17 protein-coding genes and 1 pseudogene are annotated in these 14,702 nt (G+C 60.5%); 8 read left to right on the forward strand and 10 right to left on the reverse strand.

The window, feature by feature from the left end; genetic code table 11:
- Positions 1-13 precede the first annotated feature (13 nt).
- Positions 14-832: a M48 family metallopeptidase gene (locus tag PSFL_RS02340; RefSeq protein ID WP_057438149.1), complete on the reverse strand. Its 819-nt coding sequence runs from the start codon at positions 830-832 to the stop codon at positions 14-16.
- Positions 833-2,137: 1,305 nt separating this feature from the next.
- Here PSFL_RS02340 and PSFL_RS02345 point away from each other — a divergent pair.
- Positions 2,138-2,332 (forward strand): annotated as a pseudogene (locus PSFL_RS02345) (HAMP domain-containing protein); the annotation flags it as partial.
- A 114-nt stretch (positions 2,333-2,446) separates the two neighbouring features.
- On the forward strand, positions 2,447-3,190 hold the full coding sequence (locus PSFL_RS02350) for a methyl-accepting chemotaxis protein (protein WP_390897828.1): 744 nt from the start codon (positions 2,447-2,449) through the stop codon (positions 3,188-3,190).
- Positions 3,191-3,320: 130 nt separating this feature from the next.
- On the opposite strand, the gene PSFL_RS02355 is transcribed toward PSFL_RS02350, so the two are convergent.
- The 3 genes from PSFL_RS02355 to PSFL_RS02365 are packed head-to-tail and all read right to left on the reverse strand — an operon-like array spanning position 3,321 to position 4,432.
- Positions 3,321-3,941: an SOS response-associated peptidase gene (locus tag PSFL_RS02355; protein ID WP_057438144.1), complete on the reverse strand. Its 621-nt coding sequence runs from the start codon at positions 3,939-3,941 to the stop codon at positions 3,321-3,323.
- Positions 3,942-3,977: 36 nt separating this feature from the next.
- Positions 3,978-4,238, reverse strand: coding sequence for a putative signal transducing protein (locus PSFL_RS02360; RefSeq protein WP_057444473.1), 261 nt, complete (start codon positions 4,236-4,238; stop codon positions 3,978-3,980).
- Positions 4,239-4,249: 11 nt separating this feature from the next.
- Positions 4,250-4,432 (reverse strand): CPXCG motif-containing cysteine-rich protein, encoded by a 183-nt coding sequence (locus PSFL_RS02365; protein WP_057438139.1) that lies wholly within the window; start codon positions 4,430-4,432, stop codon positions 4,250-4,252.
- Between the two features lie 144 nt (positions 4,433-4,576).
- Here PSFL_RS02365 and PSFL_RS02370 point away from each other — a divergent pair, with 144 nt between their 5' ends.
- Positions 4,577-5,740 carry a 1-acyl-sn-glycerol-3-phosphate acyltransferase gene (locus tag PSFL_RS02370; RefSeq protein ID WP_273870049.1) on the forward strand — a complete coding sequence of 388 codons (1,164 nt, stop codon included), beginning with the start codon at positions 4,577-4,579 and terminating at the stop codon, positions 5,738-5,740.
- A gap of 128 nt (positions 5,741-5,868) precedes the next feature.
- Here PSFL_RS02370 and PSFL_RS02375 read toward each other — a convergent pair whose 3' ends face one another.
- Positions 5,869-6,126, reverse strand: coding sequence for a hypothetical protein (locus PSFL_RS02375; protein WP_169959756.1), 258 nt, complete (start codon positions 6,124-6,126; stop codon positions 5,869-5,871).
- A gap of 183 nt (positions 6,127-6,309) precedes the next feature.
- On the opposite strand from PSFL_RS02375, the gene PSFL_RS02380 reads away from it, so the two are divergent.
- Positions 6,310-6,519, forward strand: a complete 210-nt coding sequence (locus PSFL_RS02380; protein WP_170044058.1) for a hypothetical protein — start codon at positions 6,310-6,312, stop codon at positions 6,517-6,519.
- Between the two features lie 57 nt (positions 6,520-6,576).
- Here PSFL_RS02380 and PSFL_RS02385 read toward each other — a convergent pair whose 3' ends face one another.
- On the reverse strand, positions 6,577-7,164 hold the full coding sequence (locus PSFL_RS02385; protein ID WP_029291738.1) for a YajG family lipoprotein: 588 nt from the start codon (positions 7,162-7,164) through the stop codon (positions 6,577-6,579).
- Positions 7,165-7,334: 170 nt separating this feature from the next.
- On the opposite strand from PSFL_RS02385, the gene PSFL_RS02390 reads away from it, so the two are divergent.
- Positions 7,335-7,571, forward strand: coding sequence for a hypothetical protein (locus PSFL_RS02390; RefSeq protein WP_057438133.1), 237 nt, complete (start codon positions 7,335-7,337; stop codon positions 7,569-7,571).
- 733 nt (positions 7,572-8,304) lie between these two features.
- A complete protein-coding gene (gene mqo, locus PSFL_RS02395) occupies positions 8,305-9,813 on the forward strand; it encodes a malate dehydrogenase (quinone) (RefSeq protein ID WP_057958467.1) in 1,509 nt (502 codons plus the stop codon).
- A 103-nt stretch (positions 9,814-9,916) separates the two neighbouring features.
- Here mqo and PSFL_RS02400 read toward each other — a convergent pair whose 3' ends face one another.
- The 3 genes from PSFL_RS02400 to PSFL_RS02410 form a co-directional block, all read right to left on the reverse strand.
- Positions 9,917-10,204: a PA4642 family protein gene (locus tag PSFL_RS02400; protein WP_038443313.1), complete on the reverse strand. Its 288-nt coding sequence runs from the start codon at positions 10,202-10,204 to the stop codon at positions 9,917-9,919.
- A gap of 204 nt (positions 10,205-10,408) precedes the next feature.
- Positions 10,409-10,876, reverse strand: a complete 468-nt coding sequence (locus tag PSFL_RS02405; RefSeq protein WP_057438127.1) for a WbuC family cupin fold metalloprotein — start codon at positions 10,874-10,876, stop codon at positions 10,409-10,411.
- A gap of 3 nt (positions 10,877-10,879) precedes the next feature.
- Positions 10,880-11,437, reverse strand: coding sequence for a hypoxanthine-guanine phosphoribosyltransferase (locus PSFL_RS02410; protein ID WP_057438125.1), 558 nt, complete (start codon positions 11,435-11,437; stop codon positions 10,880-10,882).
- A gap of 163 nt (positions 11,438-11,600) precedes the next feature.
- Between PSFL_RS02410 and upp the strand changes: the two genes are divergently transcribed.
- Together upp and PSFL_RS02420 are read left to right on the forward strand one after the other, a co-directional pair.
- A complete protein-coding gene (upp, locus tag PSFL_RS02415) occupies positions 11,601-12,239 on the forward strand; it encodes a uracil phosphoribosyltransferase (RefSeq protein WP_029291751.1) in 639 nt (212 codons plus the stop codon).
- 2 nt (positions 12,240-12,241) lie between these two features.
- Positions 12,242-13,516 (forward strand): uracil-xanthine permease family protein, encoded by a 1,275-nt coding sequence (locus PSFL_RS02420; RefSeq protein WP_057958466.1) that lies wholly within the window; start codon positions 12,242-12,244, stop codon positions 13,514-13,516.
- 130 nt (positions 13,517-13,646) lie between these two features.
- Here PSFL_RS02420 and hisC read toward each other — a convergent pair whose 3' ends face one another.
- Positions 13,647-14,699: a histidinol-phosphate transaminase gene (gene hisC, locus PSFL_RS02425; protein WP_057438123.1), complete on the reverse strand. Its 1,053-nt coding sequence runs from the start codon at positions 14,697-14,699 to the stop codon at positions 13,647-13,649.
- Positions 14,700-14,702: the final 3 nt, after the last annotated feature.

A 14,702-nucleotide genomic window follows, 5' to 3' on the forward strand; every position in this document is an offset into this window, starting at 1 on the left:
AAGGCCTGGATTATCAGGACTTCTTGGCCTGCTGGTACAACGGCATCACCTTGGGAATCGCCGCCTGCAACGAGGCGATCCGGCTGCTGGAGGCCGGGTGGGTGCTCATGAACTCAGGCGGTGCGCCTTCGGAGGCCTTGGCCATTTTGTTCCAGAGCGTGATGGCCGCGTTCGGGTTGTAACCGGCGCGGGCCGAGAGTTCCAGGCCGATCAGGTCGGCTTCGTTCTCGTTGCTGCGGCTGTTGGGCAAGGTCATGCCGTAGTTGGCTACGGTATCGGCCAGCGCCATGCTGTCCTGGCCCAGGCCCAACAATGCGCCGGCGCCCTGCTTGGCCATCTCGATGCCGTAGGCCTTGGACATGGCTTCGCGGCCATGTTCACGCAGGGCGTGGGCAATTTCATGGCCCATGACCGCCGCCAGCTCGTCATCGGTCAACTTGAGCGTGTCGATCAGCCCGCTGTAGACAAAAATCTTGCCGCCAGGCCCGCAGTTGGCGTTCATCTCGTCGCTTTTGATCAGGTTCACTTCCCACTTCCACTGCGCCGCATCCGGACGGAAGGTGGGAGCCTGGGCGATCAGGCGCTGGGCGATAGCCTGCACGCGCTTGGCGTTGGTGCTGGTCTTGTCCAGCAGGCCCTTGCCACTGGCTTCGCCGAGGGTCTGCTGGTACGACTGCGCGTACATCTGGTCGACTTCCTGGCTCGACAGCATGCTGAACATGTACTGCTTGCGCTCCACACCCACGGCGCCGCCACTGGTGGTGTTGACCGACTGGCAACCGGCGAGCAGCAAGGCTGCGCTCAATGCCGTTACCGCCAAATATTTTTTCATGCGCCTTCTCCCTGAAATTATGGCGCATATCCTAGGCCCTCCCTTGTATCTGCGCCAGATACACCTGACGCATAACCGCTGATTTCAGACATCCCCCACGCCCACAACCATTCTATAAACGACACCCCTGATTCTTTTACAGGGCAGCACCTCATGTCTGCAGCGCCTGTAGCCGATATAAGAAAACAGATGATGCCCTAAGCGCCCGGAGCTTCCATGAAATTCAAGTCGATTCAGTTTTCTGTTGCGGCATTGGCCGGGGCCATTGTGCTGAGCGTCGTGGCGGCCCTGGTGCTGTACGCGCTGTTCGCCGGTGCACGGACCCAGGACATGGTGCAGGCACGCACCCAGGCGCAATTCGAGCAGATCATCGAGCAACGGCTCACGGCACTCGCCCACACCCAAGCCACACTGATCCAGCGCGAACTGGAAGCGCCACTGGTGACCGCCAAAGGCCTGGCCACCACCAACGCACTGATGGGCATGAAAGACGCAAACGGCGGCGCCCCATTGCAGGTCAGCCGCGAACAACTGATCAACCTGCTGCACGAAACCGTGGTGCGCAACCCGAAAGTCCTCGGTTCCTACATCGCCTGGGAGCCCAATGCCATCGACCACAACGATGCCAACTACCTGAACACCGCCGTGGTTGGCATAGAGCCCACAAACGGGCGCTTTATGCCCTGGTGGTTCCGCAACCAGGACGGCAGCCTGGGCCTGGAAAAACTCGCCGACCTGACCGACCAGAAAATTCTCTCCACCGGCATCCGCGCCAGTGAGTACTACCTCTGCTCCAAGGAAACCCAAAAACCCTGTGTCATCGACCCCGCGCCCTATCGCGTAGGCAATACCACGGTGATGCTGGCCTCGTTTATCGAGCCGATCATGATCGACGCAAAGTTCCAGGGCATCGTCGGCGCCGATCTGTCGGTTAACTTCATCCAGGAAATGCTGACCGCTGCCGACCAGAAGCTTTACAACGGTGCCGGCGAAATGGCACTGATTTCCAACAACGGCCGCCTGGTCGCCTATACCAAGGACGCCAGCAAGCTGGGAGAAAAAGCCAGCGACCTGTTCGACAAAAATACCCTCGATCACCTCAACCAACCGAACGTCGGCGAAGTCCGCTACGACGTCGACCAGGCCCAGGGGCTGATCGAGTTGTTCCTGCCCTTCAACATCGGCCAGACCGATGCGCGCTGGACCTTGATGCTGCAACTGCCGTTGGGCACGGTGATGGCCGACTTGCAAGCACTGCAGGGCGACCTGGACGCCCAGCGCAAAACCGATATCTTCGGCATGACCATGGTTGGTCTGGTGATTGCCGGCATTGGCCTGCTGGTGATCTGGCTGGTGGGGCATGGCATTGCCCGGCCGCTCAAGCAGATGGTGGCGATGCTCAATGACATCGCCCAGGGCGAAGGCGATCTGACACGCCGCTTGACCAGTGACCGCGCCGACGAACTGGGCGCGATTGCCGCCGGCTTCAATACCTTTCTGATCAAGCTGCAGGGCATGATTACCCAGGTGGTCAGTTCGGTGCAGAAAGTCAGCGATTCGTCGGAACACACCGCCGACATCGCCATCCGCACCAACCTCGGGGTGCACAAGCAAATGGTCGAGATCGACCAGGTCGCCACCGCCGTGCACGAGATGACCGCCACCGCCCAGGACGTGGCCCGCAATGCCACCCAGGCCGCACAAGCCGCCACCCATGCCGATCAGGCTGCGAGCCAGGGCATGCAGATTGTGCGCGACACCTCCACATCCATCGGCGCCCTAGCCCTGGAGATCGGCAAGGCAGTGGGCGTGGTCCAGACCCTGGCCAAGGACAGCGAGAACATCAATGCCATCCTGATTGCCATCCGCGGCATTGCCGAGCAGACCAACCTGCTGGCCCTCAACGCCGCCATCGAAGCCGCGCGCGCGGGCGAACAGGGCCGGGGCTTTGCGGTAGTGGCCGACGAAGTGCGCAACCTGGCGCAGAAAACCCAGAAGGCCACCGAAGAAATCCAGGCCATGATCCAGCAATTGCAGCAAGGCACGCGGGACGTGGTACGGGTCATGGAAGACAGCCAGCAGCGTACCGATGAAAGCGTGCAGCACGCCGCCAAGGCGGCCCAGGCCCTGGAGACCATCACTCAGGCCGTGTCGGTGATCAATGACATGAACACGCAGATTGCCAGTGCGGCAGAGGAACAGAGTGCGGTGGCCGAGGACATCAACCGCAATGTGATCAATATCGGCCAGGTGGCCAATGAGGTGGCGGGCGGTGCCGATGAGTCCAGTGCTGCCAGTGCGGGGCTGACCCAGTTGGCGGAGCAGCAGCGGCGGTTGATCAATCAGTTCAAGGTATAAAGGTTTCAGTGGCCTTCAGGGCCGTATCGCAGGCAAACCAGCGCCCACATTTGAAGGTATTCACACGTCAAAATGTGGGAGCTGGCTTGCCTGCGATGGCGCAAGCGAATCCCCCACTCACCCCCCAGCCTCAACCCGGGGTCAAACACTCCGGCCCATTGAGCTTCGGATCATTGACCATGTTAGCCAGCACCCGCTCACGCAACGCCGCCGGCTCACCGGCCAGCAACCCCTGCAACACATGCAACGGCGTCTCGGGATCGAGCCAGGCTTCCTGCCCCGCCGCATCCAGAATCAGCGGCCGGCGCTGGCTCTGCGCGGCCTGGGTCACCACTGCCGCGCTCAACCACACCTGCTCCTGCACCGGATAAGCCTCCCAGATCGCCGCAAAGAACAGCGTCGAGCCCTCCCCCGGCGTGAGCCAGTACGGCCGCTTGCGCTGGGTGCCACGCCATTCATAAAAGCCATTGGCTGGCAGCAGGCAACGGCGCAGGCGAAAGGCCTCGCGAAACATCGGTTGTTCGGCCAGGGTTTCAGCGCGGGCATGGGCCGGGGTGCGGGACAGGTCAGTCAACCAGGGTGGTGTCAGCCCCCAGCGGGCCCGCGCCAGGGTGCGCTGGCCGTCGGTAGCGCGCTGGATCAGCACCGAATCATTGGGAGAAATATTCCACTGGGCCTGTTGATCCGCCGGGAACCCCGGCAAGGCAGCGAAGGCGGGGTTCCAGCGAAACAGGGCATAACGTCCACACATTGGGCAACACGACTCTTGGGTAAACCGAACGACAGCCTAACAGACCAGCACGTCGGGGTAGCTGTCGGGTTCATCGCCGGGTAGCGGTTGGGCGCCGATATAGGCGGTAATCAACTCGCGGGCTTCGCCAGCCTGGTCGTTCTCCACTTCCAGGCCCAACAGGCCGAAGATTGGCAGTTCACCCGTACCACCCAGCAGATGGCGCCCCACCAGATGGGCGTCGATACCTTCGCTGGCGAGCATTTGCTGCAGCAACTCGCCCTCCATCAGGTTTTCCGGTTCGTAGATTCGTTGCATGGCTGCGCCCCTTATTCATTCTCGCTGCGCACTTCGAGCATCCATTCCTCGCCGTGGACCTGCAGGTAGAAATTGATCGGCCGACAGCACACCTGGCAGTCCTCTATATAGTTCTGGTCACCGCCGGACAAATCCACAGATGTCTCGACCTCTTCACCACAATAAGGACAATCGTACAGCGCAGGTTCTAGCATCGCGGTCTCTCCCAGGTGACTTGTGCGTATAATCGCCGGTCTATTTGCAGGGCTTTTTCGTTTGATGCCATTTGTTCAGACCTGCCCTGTCACTTATCGATCCAAACCTTTACTTACCCTAGCCGTTTCTAACAAGAGAGCATGATGGGCGAATTCGATACCATCCGACCTTACAACGACAGCGAAGTCCCGGCAGTGCTGGCCCGGCTGTTCAGTGACAAGGCCTTTCTGGACATCCTGACCCACTTTCGCTTCCCGCGCTTTGCCGGCGCCTTCGGCTGGCTGCTCAAGCCGCTGATCGCCCAGAAGCTGCGCCGTGAGTTCGCCGGTGTGACCACCGTCGCCACCTTGCAGGACAAAGTCGAGTTTTACGTCGACCACACCATCGACCGGGCGACCGACGGCGTCACCTACACCGGGGTCGAACAGCTCAAGTCCGGTACGGCCTATGTTTTCCTGGCCAACCACCGCGATATCGTGATGGACCCGGCCTTCGTCAACTATGCGGTGTACCACGCCGGCCTGCCAACACCACGCATTGCCATCGGTGACAACCTGCTGCAGAAGCCGTTCGTCAGCGATCTGATGCGCCTGAACAAGAGTTTTATCGTACATCGTTCCATTACCGGGCGACGCGAGAAGATGGCGGCGTACCAACTGCTGTCGGCCTACATCAACCATTCGATCCGCAACGACTGCCAGTCGATCTGGATTGCCCAGGCCGAAGGCCGCGCCAAGGATGGGGATGATCGCACTGAGTCGGCGATCCTCAAGATGTTCCATATGAGCCGCAAGGATGAGCCGTTTGCTGACGTCATCCTGTCGCTGAACCTGACGCCGGTGTCCATCAGCTACGAATACGACCCGTGCGACGCGGCCAAGGCGCGCGAGCTGTTTATCCGCGCCACCACCGGCACCTACGCCAAGGCGCCAGGTGAAGATGACGTGAGCATTGCCCTGGGCATCACGGGCTACAAGGGCCGGGTCCACGTCAACTTCGCGCCGCCGATTGTCGAGCGTTTTGAAGACACCAAACAGTTGGCCATCGAGATGGACCGACAGATTCTGGGGGGCTACCGGTTATTTCCCGTGCATTACCTGGCCTACGCACAATGGAGCGACGCCGACCCGCAATTGCAGGTGCCGACGGCTGCCGAGGTGTTCCCGGCGGACGAGTTGGCCAAGGCGAAAGCAGAGTGGGAGCGACGCTTGAATGCCTGCCCGGCGGAGCACCGACCGTATCTGGTGCTGCAATATGCGATGCCGGTGCGTAATCAGTATCGGGTTAAAGCAGGGATTGTCCTGTAACCCAATAGCGTGAACAACACAATGTGGGAGCGGGCTTGCCCGCGATAGTGGTGGGTCAGTTGATAACTATTTGACTGACACACCGCTATCGCGAGCAAGCCCGCTCCCACAGTGCTTTTGGGGTATTTTTACAATTGAGTGCTGAGCCAGGAGATCACTAGCGCCAGCCCGACACAGGCAAACCCGAGGCGGTAGCCCAGGCGATGACTGCGCTCGGTACGCACATCCAGAAACAGCATCGGCTGGTCGATCGCCCGCTCTTCACTTTGCGCGGCAAGCTGGGCCATCGCCCGCTGCTCCCGCAGGCGGGTCACAAACAGCAGCCCGGCGCCGGGGCAGGCAATCAACAATGCAGCGGTATTTAGCAGTAATGCCGGCAGCGACATCAAAAACCTCGGTGTAACAGTGACCGGGTATCCATCCAGATACAAACCTGAACGAACTGCGCCCTCCTGCGCATCACAGCTCCCTCCCCCATTGACGACTAATGTATCGAGTAATTTACAGCGTCACCTGAACGTCACCTTAACAAGCCACTCTGTTGCCCTTCGCACACAAGGGAGCTTGTCATGTTGCACGCGCAGAACCAGGATCGGCTGTATCTGATCGCCCCCAGCGATGAGCAAGAGGCGCTGGTCGGCGGCCTGGCGTTCAATGTCCAGGACCGGCACTGGCTGGTGTATTGCGCCCTCGGCGGGCACCAACATGCCGACCTGCCGGAGATGGACCTGCTGACAGGCGTGAGTGTGCTGGACTTTTATGTCGAAACGGCGGCATGAAGAGCGCAGACACAAAAAAGCCGGGCCCGTAACGGGGCCCGGCTTTTTTACAGCTGATTATTGCGAGCTAAGGATCTGGCCGATGCTTGGATCCTTGAACAGACGCGTCAGGGCGTCACTCAACACGTCGCTGACCAGCTTGGTGTTGGTTTCCTGGTTCGGCGCCATGCCGAAGCGCTGGTCCAGGGACGCACCGTAACGGCCGCTGTAGCGACGGTTGCCGGCCGACACATCAGAGCGGAAGGTCGCACCGATGGTGGCTTCGGTCACGTACAGGCCTTCCTTGGGCGACTGATACTTCAGCTCCGCCAGGGTCACGGTCAGTTGCGGCGCGCCAGGCGAGTTGCTGGTCGGGGTGAAGCCCAGCAGGCGCACAGCCGCTTCGGCCTGGGCTTGCAGCTTGGGCAGCACGTCGGCGCCAGTCACCGTGATGGCGCTGGTTTCCGGGTACAGGCCACCGCGGGTGCCCAGGGTCGGCGACGGACGACCGTCAACCACCCGCACCGAGACCGGCTGGCCATGGCCTACAGGCGCCAGTTGGGTGGTGAGCTTGGGTTGCGGGCTGAGTTGCTGCGGGCTGTGGGCGCAGCCAACCAGGGTCAAGCTGGTCACAGTGATCAAACCGAACAACAGGCGTTGCAACATGCTTTTCTCTCCAGAAATCAGGTACCGACAGCCGAGCAGTATAGCGGTGCGCCGCTGCCGGGAACTAGCGTCAGTTACAACCTAAGACACAGGCCCGCCGGCGGCGGTTCAGTGTCACCGATATGTCATGCTGGGCTGGCATGCTTGGCCCCATTATCAGGAGGCCCACCATGTTCGACTTTCTCTGGCGCTTATTCGCACGCAAGCCCGCCTTCCGACACTTTGCCCTGCTCGACGCGCAAGGTCGTTGCCAGGCATTCAAGCACTGCAGCCAGCCACCGGTGGGTGAAGGCTGGGTCGAAGTCGAGGAGATTCGCTTGAGCTGGATGCACCAGCCACTGCCCGCCCGCGCCCGCATCAGCCCGCGCCGCGCACGGTCATCACACCGCCTGCCGTTGACCGCCTGACCGAAGCGCTAATAAAAGTCATAAAACACGTCCATTTCCCTGCAGTTCTTCGCTACAATCTCCCCCCGATTATAAGGACGTCTCCTGATCGGGCCTCGCAGCATCGCTAATGCTCCGGTATTAGCTCCCCCGCACCGCCCACAGAGAGCCGCCCACACAGATCGAGTGAAGCTGGCGAGCTGGCTGTTTTGTCTGCAAACCTGCGCCTTTACCGAATCTGCCAGAGCTGCCATTGCGCTCGGCCACTTGAGTTGTTTGCCCGTTATGCCGCGTGTCGGCAGTGATTTCGGGCCAGGTGCCAGGCTGGGGCAGCCCTTTTTTGAGGTTCACGTCTTCAAAAGAGCGTGAAAAAAACGGGTTTTCACAACTTCACAAGAGTGTGGCGAGCAAATGAATAGTTTTGCGTTTGTACAAGCACCATCAACGTCTGGCACTGCCCAACCACACAGGACCGAGTACTCCTCAAAAACCGGAGCTTGAAGCCTGTCCGCTACGGATTTGGTTGCACGATCGGACGTACTTGACCATAAGTCGAATTGCCACAGGGGCCCTTAAATGCGTTCATATGCAGATAAGGCCTGGTCGGCAGCGTCCGCTGAAGTTGCAAAAAAATTGCGAAGAATCGGACATGGCGATCCTGGCCATGGGTAACCTGGGGCATTACGTGAACCGCCCCGTCACTCCTGGCAGCCATGCCGTCAATTTGGTGCTGCAGATTTTGGAGACGCGTTAAATGGCGCATAACGAAGCAGTCGACGTAGTACTGGTAGGTGCGGGCATCATGAGTGCCACCCTCGCCGTACTGCTCAAGGAGCTCGACCCCGGCCTCAAGCTGGAAGTCGTTGAGCTGATGGATTCGGGTGCCGCGGAGAGTTCCAACCCGTGGAACAATGCCGGTACCGGTCACGCCGGGCTGTGCGAGCTGAACTACACCCCGCAGGCGGGTGATGGCTCCATCGACATCAAGAAAGCCGTGCACATCAACACCCAGTTTGAAGTGTCGAAGCAGTTCTGGGCGTACCTGACCAAAAAAGGCACCTTTGGCTCGTCCAAGTCCTTTATCAGCCCCGTGCCGCACCTGAGCTTCGTGCAGGGCGAAAAAGGCGTGTCGTTCCTCAAGAAACGCTTTGAAACCCTCAGCCAGCACCACGCGTTCTCGGACATGCACTACACCGAAGACCGTGCAGAAATGGCCGAGTGGATGCCGCTGATGATGCCGGGCCGCCCGGCCGACGAGAAAATCGCCGCGACCCGCGTGATGAACGGTACCGACGTCAACTTCGGCGCCCTGACCAACCAATTGCTCGCGCACCTGAGCAGCTCGGCAGATGCCCACGTCAAGTACAGCAAGCGCGTTACCGGCCTCAAGCGCAATGGCGCCGGCTGGACCGTGAGCATCAAGGACGTCAACAGCGGCAACACGCGCAATGTCGACGCCAAGTTCGTGTTCCTCGGCGCCGGCGGCGCGGCCCTGCCGCTGCTGCAAGCCTCGGGTATTGAAGAAAGCAAAGGTTTCGGCGGCTTCCCGGTCAGCGGCCAATGGCTGCGTTGCGACAACCCGGAAGTGGTCAAGCTGCACCAGGCCAAGGTCTACAGCCAGGCCGCCGTGGGTTCGCCGCCGATGTCGGTGCCGCACCTGGACACCCGCGTGGTGGATGGCAAGAAATCCCTGCTGTTCGGGCCATACGCTGGCTTCACCACCAAGTTCCTCAAGTTCGGCTCGTTCCTTGACCTGCCCATGTCGATTCGCCTCGGCAATATCGGCCCGATGCTGGCCGTGGCCCGGGACAACATGGACCTGACCAAGTACCTGGTCAGCGAAGTGATGCAGTCCATGGAGCAGCGCCTGGAATCCCTGCGCCGCTTCTATCCAGAAGCCAAAGCCGAGGACTGGCGCCTGGAAGTGGCTGGTCAACGGGTGCAGATCATCAAGAAGGATCCGAAGAAAGGCGGCGTGCTGCAATTCGGTACCGAGTTGGTCGCGGCCAAAGACGGTTCGCTGGCGGCGCTGCTAGGTGCGTCCCCAGGGGCTTCGGTGACTGTTTCGATCATGCTGGAACTGATCGAACGCTGCTTCCCGGCCCAGGCGGCCGGTGAATGGGCGGCCAAGTTGCAGGAAATCTTCCCGGCTCGGGAAAAAGTCCTGGAAACCGATGCCGAGCTGTATCGCAAGATCAGCGTGCAGAACAACATCAGCCTGGAACTGGTTGAGCAAGGTAGCGAGGCCGAAAGCTACGCTTGAGGTCGTGACGCGTAGCGTCACCGGATGCATTCCCACGCAGAGCGTGGGAACGATCGCCCCGCTCTCGTGCTGAGAACGGGGCGTTTTTTTATGTCCTGGCTATTCAGCCGCGAGCGATTTTGATCAGCTCGATGTACTCGTCCGCGTTGCGCTGGTCCTTGATCAGATCGACGAAGGTCTGGCCATGCTCGTCCTTGCCGTCGAGGTCCAGCCCAGCTTCCTTGAAAAAGCCCAGGAACCGCTCGAAATCGTCGATGCGCAGGCCGCGATAGGCTTTGATCAGCTTGTGCAGGGACGGTGAGGTGGCGTCGACCGGTTCAAAATCCAGGAACAGCTTGATCTGATCGTCGCCGATCTCGTCACCAATCACTTGTTTCTTATCTTTACGCATTGCCGACTCCAGCCTGCAGACATGTACACGGGGGTAGAAGTCTACCTGCGGGACACAAGGTTCGGAAGCCACGAAGCTCTAATGCGGAAGCAGGCTTGCCCGCGATGGCGGTGGGTCAGTCGAATATATCTAACCTGACACTCCGCTATCGCGGGCGAGCCCGCTACCACACAAACCCCACCCACCTTTTTTCCGCTGCCAGGTTCAATCGAACTGGGCCAGCATCCAGCGATGATACTCAGCCATGCCGGCTTCGCCTTCCCGGGGTGCCCAGGTCGCCAGTTCGCCCTCGCCCACCGGGCGATAAGGGCCTGCCTTGCACTCGAACATCACCGTGTCGGGCTCAAGCACCACCAGACCGTGGAAAACCCCTGGCGACAGATCAACGCCCTGGCAATCGCCACCGGCCTGCAAGATGCGCCGCTCCAGAACCGCGCCAGACTCGCTGAAAATCAAAATACCCAGGCGCCCCTTGAGTACCAGCAGGGTCTCGGCCTTGTCAGCGGTGAGATGACGATGGGGCTGCACATAGGTGTGTGGCTGCAAACCGACAGCCATGCGATGGCACGGCTCTTCCATTTGGTGGAAGTTGACGTTCTGCCGGCCACGGGGGTTGGCGGCGGCTTTCTCGGCCAATTCGGCAAACAGCGACTGATCAAGAAAACGCGCCACGACTTACATCCCCTTCACAGCAAAGATGCCATTGGCATTGCGCCAGTAGCCTTTGTAATCCATGCCGTAACCGAAGATGTAGCGGTCGATGCACGGCAGGCCGACGTAATTGGCCTTCAGGTCCGGGCGGGCCTTGCGGTCGTGGTCTTTGTCGATCAGCACGGCGGTGTGCACGTTGCGCGCGCCGGCGTGTTTGCAGAAGTCGACAATCGCGCCCAGGGTGTGACCTTCGTCGAGGATGTCGTCGATGATCAAGACGTCGCGGTCGATGAACGACACTTCCGGCTTGGCTTTCCAGAACAGGTCGCCGCCACTGGTTTCATTGCGATAGCGCGTGGCGTGCAGGTAGGACGCTTCCAGCGGGAATTGCAGATGCGTCAGCAATTTGCCGGCGAAAATAAGACCGCCGTTCATCACACAGAACACCACCGGGTTGGTTTCAGCCATTTCACGGGTGATGTGCGCGCCGACCTTGGCGATAGCCTCTTCGACTTGTGCTTCGGTGTACAGGCAGTCAGCCTCGCGCATGATTTGACGGATATGCTCGAGATCAGCGGACATGGCGCTCTCCAGGGGTACTGTGGCAAGAAAAGCGGGCGAAGGTACGCCTCTGGGACGCAACGTTCAAGCCTTTATGGACTAACGTACTGGTTGTCTATAGGACAACACCCTCGGATAGATTAATCTAGGCCGGTTTTTTTGCCCGCCGCCGGAGCCTTTCCCCATGCCCATCCGTGAGATCCGCCACCCGCTGATCCGACACAAGCTCGGCCTTATGCGCCGCGCCGACATTAGCACGAAGAACTTCCGTGAGCTTGCTCAGGAAGTCGGAGCGTTGCTCACCTACGAAGCCACCAAAGATTTACCCCTGGAAAACTACGAGATCCCCGGTTGGTGCGGTCCCGTCCAGGTCGAGAAAATCGCTGGCAAGAAAATTACCGTGGTGCCGATCCTGCGCGCCGGTATCGGCATGCTTGAAGGCGTGCTGAGCCTGATCCCGGGCGCCAAGGTCAGCGCTGTGGGCGTAGCCCGCAACGAAGAAACCCTGCAGGCCCACACCTACCTGGAAAAACTCGTCCCCGAGATCGACGAGCGCCTGGCGATGATCATCGACCCGATGCTGGCCACCGGTAGCTCCATGGTCGCTACCATCGACCTGCTGAAGAAAGCCGGTTGCAAGGATATCCGCGCCATGGTGCTGGTAGCGGCACCCGAAGGTATCGCCGCCGTAGAAAAAGCTCACCCGGATGTAGTGATCTACACCGCGTCCATTGATGAGCGCCTGAACGAGCACGGCTACATCATTCCGGGCCTGGGCGATGCTGGCGACAAGATCTTCGGCACCAAGCAGAAGGACGCGTGAACATGCAGGATGAATTCAACGACCCGCTTTGGCGCCAGATCCTGTCTGGCGCACAAATGCTCTTCGTAGCATTTGGCGCGCTGGTGTTGATGCCGCTGATCACAGGTCTTGATCCAAACGTTGCACTGTTTACCGCAGGCCTTGGCACGTTGTTGTTCCAGATTGTCACCGGGCGCCAAGTGCCGGTGTTCCTGGCATCGAGCTTTGCGTTTATCACCCCAATCATTCTCGCCAAGGGCCAGTTCGGCCTCGCGGCGACCATGGGCGGGGTGATGGCGGCGGGCTTCGTCTACACCTTCCTCGGCCTCGCCGTGAAGATCAAGGGCACCGGTTTCATCGACCGGCTGCTGCCGCCCGTGGTGATCGGACCGGTGATCATCTCCATCGGCCTGGCCATGGCGCCGATTGCCGCGAACATGGCAATGGGCAAGTCGGGCGACGGTGCCGAGTTGATCCCTTACCAGACGGCAATGCTGATCTCGATGCCGGCGCTGCTGACCACGCTGATCGTGGCCGTGTTCGGCAAGGGCATTTTCCGCCTGGTGCCGATCATTGCCGGGGTGCTGGTGGGTTTTGGCATGTCGTTCTACTTCGGCGTGGTCGACACCGCGAAGATCGCCGCCGCACCGTGGTTTGCCCTGCCCCACTTCACCGCGCCGGAATTCAACTGGCAGGCGATTCTGTTCATCGTCCCGGTGGCCCTGGCCCCAGCCATTGAACACATCGGCGGCGTGATTGCCGTGGGTAGCGTGACCGGTCGTGACTACCTGAAAAAGCCCGGCCTGCATCGCACGCTGTTGGGCGACGGTATCGCCACTACCACGGCTGGCCTGTTCGGCGGCCCGCCCAACACCACTTACGCCGAAGTGACCGGCGCGGTGATGCTGACCAAGAACTACAACCCGAAGATCATGACCTGGGCGGCGGTATTTGCCATCACCCTGGCCTTTGTCGGTAAGTTCGGCGCGCTGCTGCAGAGCATTCCGGTGCCGGTGATGGGCGGGATTCTGTGCCTGTTGTTCGGCTCGATTGCCGCGGTGGGGATGAACACCCTGATCCGTCACAAGATCGACCTGGGGGAGGCGCGCAATCTAGTGATTGTGTCGGTGACCCTGGTGTTCGGGATTGGCGGTGTGCTGATCGGCACCGGTACCGGTCCCGATGATTTCGGCCTGAAGGGCATCGCCCTGTGCGCCGTGGTAGCGATTGGTTTGAACCTGCTGCTGCCGGGCAATGATGGCTGGAAGCACAAGAAGCCGGACGAGCCGTTGCTCTAAAGGCTACGGAGTGTCGGTGTAGCTGATGGCCTCATCGCGGGCAAGCCCGGCTCCCACATTGGAATGCATTTCCATGTGGGAGCCGGGCTTGCCCGCGATGCGGCCCGTCCAGCCCATATAGATTCAAGCCTTAAAGATCACCCAAACCATCAATCAACGCCTGGTTCTGCTCAGGCGTCCCGATGCTGATCCGCAGGAACTGGGCAATCCGCTCCTGCTTGAAGTGCCGCACAATCACCCCTTGCTCCCGCAACTTGGCCGCCAGGCCGGCCGCGTCGTGCCGTGGGTGGCGGGCAAAGATGAAGTTGGCCGCTGACGGCAACACCTCAAAGCCCTTCTCTCGCAACTGCGCCACAAGCGTCTCGCGGCTATCGATCACCAGTTGGCAGGTCTTCTCGAAGTATTCACGGTCTTCGAAGGCCGCCGCCGCGCCGACAATCGCCAGGCGATCCAGTGGATAGGAGTTGAAGCTGTTCTTGACCCGCTCCAGCGCCTCGATCAGGTCCGGGTGGCCCACCGCCAGGCCTACCCGCAAACCGGCCAGTGAGCGCGACTTGGAGAGGGTCTGGGTCACCAGCAGGTTGGGGTAGCGGTCCACCAGGCTGATGGCGGTTTCGCCGCCGAAGTCGATATAGGCTTCATCGACCACCACCACCGAATCCGGGCTGGCCTTGAGGAGCTGCTCCACCGCGTCCAGCGCCATCACGCAGCCGGTCGGCGCGTTCGGGTTGGGGAAGATGATCCCGCCATTAGGCTTGGCGTAGTCCGCCACGCGGATCTGGAACTGCTCATCCAGCGGCACCGGGGCCGAGGTGATGCCATACAGCCCGCAGTACACCGGGTAGAAGCTGTAGCTGATATCCGGGAACAGCAGTGGCAGGTCGTGCTGGAACAGACCGTGGAAGATATGCGCCAGGACTTCGTCGGAACCGTTACCGAGGAATACCTTGCTCCCATCCACCCCGTAGTACTTGGCCACGGCCTGCTTGAGCAGGTCGCTGTTGGGGTCGGGGTACAAACGCAGGTTGTCGTTCAACTCGGCCTGCATCGCTGCCAGCGCCTTGGGCGACGGGCCGTAGGGGTTTTCATTGGTGTTGAGCTTGACCAGCTTGGTCAGCTTCGGCTGCTCGCCGGGCACGTAAGGCACGAGGTCCTTGACGAAAGGGCTCCAGAATTTGCTCATGTC

It is taken from the genome of Pseudomonas sp. DD1, assembly GCF_044510355.1.
Lineage (GTDB): Bacteria > Pseudomonadota > Gammaproteobacteria > Pseudomonadales > Pseudomonadaceae > Aquipseudomonas > Aquipseudomonas shahriarae.

Excerpts from the sequence above, each read along its gene's own strand:
- upp (WP_029291751.1), top strand. The coding sequence starts at position 11,601 with ATGCCCATCCGTGAGATCCGCCACCCGCTGATCCGACACAAGCTCGGC.
- mqo (WP_057958467.1), top strand. The coding sequence starts at position 8,305 with ATGGCGCATAACGAAGCAGTCGACGTAGTACTGGTAGGTGCGGGCATC.
- PSFL_RS02400 (WP_038443313.1), bottom strand. The coding sequence starts at position 10,204 with ATGCGTAAAGATAAGAAACAAGTGATTGGTGACGAGATCGGCGACGAT.
- hisC (WP_057438123.1), bottom strand. The coding sequence starts at position 14,699 with ATGAGCAAATTCTGGAGCCCTTTCGTCAAGGACCTCGTGCCTTACGTG.
- PSFL_RS02370 (WP_273870049.1), top strand. The coding sequence starts at position 4,577 with ATGGGCGAATTCGATACCATCCGACCTTACAACGACAGCGAAGTCCCG.
- PSFL_RS02355 (WP_057438144.1), bottom strand. The coding sequence starts at position 3,941 with ATGTGTGGACGTTATGCCCTGTTTCGCTGGAACCCCGCCTTCGCTGCC.
- PSFL_RS02385 (WP_029291738.1), bottom strand. The coding sequence starts at position 7,164 with ATGTTGCAACGCCTGTTGTTCGGTTTGATCACTGTGACCAGCTTGACC.
- PSFL_RS02410 (WP_057438125.1), bottom strand. The coding sequence starts at position 11,437 with ATGTCCGCTGATCTCGAGCATATCCGTCAAATCATGCGCGAGGCTGAC.
- PSFL_RS02360 (WP_057444473.1), bottom strand. The coding sequence starts at position 4,238 with ATGCAACGAATCTACGAACCGGAAAACCTGATGGAGGGCGAGTTGCTG.
- PSFL_RS02420 (WP_057958466.1), top strand. The coding sequence starts at position 12,242 with ATGCAGGATGAATTCAACGACCCGCTTTGGCGCCAGATCCTGTCTGGC.
- PSFL_RS02365 (WP_057438139.1), bottom strand. The coding sequence starts at position 4,432 with ATGCTAGAACCTGCGCTGTACGATTGTCCTTATTGTGGTGAAGAGGTC.
- PSFL_RS02350 (WP_390897828.1), top strand. The coding sequence starts at position 2,447 with ATGGTCGAGATCGACCAGGTCGCCACCGCCGTGCACGAGATGACCGCC.
- PSFL_RS02380 (WP_170044058.1), top strand. The coding sequence starts at position 6,310 with ATGTTGCACGCGCAGAACCAGGATCGGCTGTATCTGATCGCCCCCAGC.
- PSFL_RS02375 (WP_169959756.1), bottom strand. The coding sequence starts at position 6,126 with ATGTCGCTGCCGGCATTACTGCTAAATACCGCTGCATTGTTGATTGCC.
- PSFL_RS02340 (WP_057438149.1), bottom strand. The coding sequence starts at position 832 with ATGAAAAAATATTTGGCGGTAACGGCATTGAGCGCAGCCTTGCTGCTC.
- PSFL_RS02390 (WP_057438133.1), top strand. The coding sequence starts at position 7,335 with ATGTTCGACTTTCTCTGGCGCTTATTCGCACGCAAGCCCGCCTTCCGA.